The 2095-nt window shown below is 55.5% G+C and carries 3 protein-coding genes; 2 read left to right on the top strand and 1 reads right to left on the bottom strand.

Translation table 11 applies throughout. The features are described from left to right. Window positions 1-111 precede the first annotated feature (111 nt). Together dut and BDE01S_RS10190 are read left to right on the top strand one after the other, a co-directional pair. Window positions 112-564, top strand: a complete 453-nt coding sequence (dut, locus tag BDE01S_RS10195; protein WP_066081166.1) for a dUTP diphosphatase — start codon at window positions 112-114, stop codon at window positions 562-564. Window positions 565-578: 14 nt separating this feature from the next. After that, the gene (locus tag BDE01S_RS10190) at window positions 579-875 is read left to right on the top strand and encodes a DUF2288 domain-containing protein (RefSeq protein WP_066081161.1); all 297 of its coding nucleotides are present in this window, start codon (window positions 579-581) and stop codon (window positions 873-875) included. 264 nt (window positions 876-1139) lie between these two features. On the opposite strand, the gene BDE01S_RS10185 is transcribed toward BDE01S_RS10190, so the two are convergent. Then, window positions 1140-1964 (bottom strand): SDR family NAD(P)-dependent oxidoreductase, encoded by an 825-nt coding sequence (locus BDE01S_RS10185; RefSeq protein ID WP_066081158.1) that lies wholly within the window; start codon window positions 1962-1964, stop codon window positions 1140-1142. Between the last annotated feature and the right edge of the window lie 131 nt (window positions 1965-2095).

Below are 2095 nucleotides of genomic sequence, written 5' to 3'. Positions count from 1 at the left end.
GTTAAATTTCTAAAAAACGAAATATGCCAACTTTGGAACGAATGCCGGAATTTTTGTTTTTTAGAAATTTCACTATATAATGCGCCGTTTGCAATTATCCGAAAGCCCGCCATGCATACCGAAGTCGAACTGAAAATCCTCAATCCCCAAATGGCCGACCGCCTGCCCGCCTACGCCACGCCCGGCTCCGCCGGCCTGGATTTGCGCGCCTGCCTGGATGCGCCGGTGACCCTTGCACCCGGCGATACTTTTTTGGTGCCGACCGGCCTGGCTGTTTATCTGCGTAACCCCGATTATGCCGCCGTATTGCTGCCCCGCTCGGGCTTGGGACACAAACACGGCATCGTGCTCGGCAATTTGGTCGGCCTGATTGATTCCGACTACCAGGGCGAGCTGAAAGTTTCCGTATGGAACCGCGGCCGCGAAGCCTTTACCATCGAGCCGATGGAGCGCATCGCCCAGATGGTGATTGTGCCTGTGGTACAGGCCGCTTTCAAAGTGGTGACGGAATTTGCTGCCAGCGAACGCGGCGAAGGCGGCTTCGGCAGCACCGGCAAAGCCTGATGCGGGAGCATTCTATGTCCGAACCTTTACTGCACGAAAAACTCAATACCGAAACCGCCCGCATCGGCTGGCGCGAGCTGCAGCCGCATTTCGCACGCGGTGCGGCCGTTTACGTTGCCCCCGATTTGGACTTAATCGAAGTTGCCCGCCAAATGGCCGCCGACGATACCGCCGCGCTCAAACCCTTGATGGACGCCGGCCGCTTCGACGTGGTCAGCGAAACGCAGGCGCAGCAGTTTTTTGATGAAGACCGCGATATGTGGGCGGTTGTCGTTGCGCCCTGGGTGCTGGTGCAGCCCTGTCGTGATTGATGCATTGACTAATTTGTAAAAAAAGCCGTCTGAAAATCGCTGATTTTCAGACGGCTTTTTGTCGTTCAAATATCGCTATAGTGGAATTCCTAAAAACAAAAATCCTGACTGCTGTCTTTCCCGCCTGCGCGGGGGAAGCGCAGCGGACTTGCGTAGCTAATGACAGCATTTAAAGATTCTACTTTTCCACCAAAATACCGGTATGCGCTCAAAATCTGACATATTTCGGCTTTTTAGGAATTTAACTATGTATTCTCATACGGCCTATTTAAACCAAGATTTGATTTTAGAAAACAGCGACGTGCTCTTTTCTTCAAAACCGTGTTCCGCCACGGCAGGTAAGGCGGCTTCGCGGGTGACGGGCAGCGCGCCGAAGCTTTGGGCCACGGGCATGATTTCGATGCTGTTCACATTCATATGCGCGGGGCGCTGATACAGCCACAAGGCGGTATCGGCAATGTCTTCGGGGCGGATAAACTGCACGTTTTCATACAGCTTGGCGGCGCGTTCGTCATCGCCTTTGAAGCGCACGTTGGAAAACTCGGTGCCGCCGCACAGCCCCGGCTCGATATTGCTCACGCGCACGCCCGTACCGGCCAAATCGGCGCGCAGGTTCAGGCTGAATTGGCGCACATAGGCTTTGGTTGCACCATATACATTGCCGCCGGGATAGGGGTAAGTGCCGGCAATCGAGCCGATATTGATGATATAGCCGGCCTTGCGTGCCACCATCTGCGGCAGGATGCGGCGGGTCAGAAAAGTCAGACCGACGATATTGGTTTGAATCATGGTTTCCCAGTCGGCAAAATCGGCTTTATCGGCGCTGTCCAAGCCCAGGGCAAGGCCGGCGTTGTTAATCAGGCAGTCGATTTCCACATCTTCGGGCAGGCTTTGCAGCGCGGCGGCGATGGATTCGGTCTTGCCCATATCCATCACCAGCGGGCGGAAACGGGCGCCCAGCTCGCCTGCCAGCTCTTGCAGCTTATCTTCGCGCCGTGCCGCGCCGATGACATCGTAGCCTGCTGCTGCAAACGCACGGCTCATTGCCGCGCCGAATCCGGCCGATGCGCCGGTAATCAAAATCGCCATAATCGTATCCTTTCTTTGCCGAAATCGGCCGTCTGAAAACGGGGCGGCTATGCCTGCCGCCCGAGTTTCGGGTATGATGCGCTGTTTCGATATAGTCGAATAACACAGAATGAGACAAGGTAGCAAGCCGC

Source organism: Bergeriella denitrificans NBRC 102155 (assembly GCF_001592185.1).
In the GTDB taxonomy this organism is placed as follows: Bacteria; Pseudomonadota; Gammaproteobacteria; order Burkholderiales; family Neisseriaceae; genus Neisseria; species Neisseria denitrificans.
This window is presented reverse-complemented; position numbering and strand designations above follow the sequence as displayed.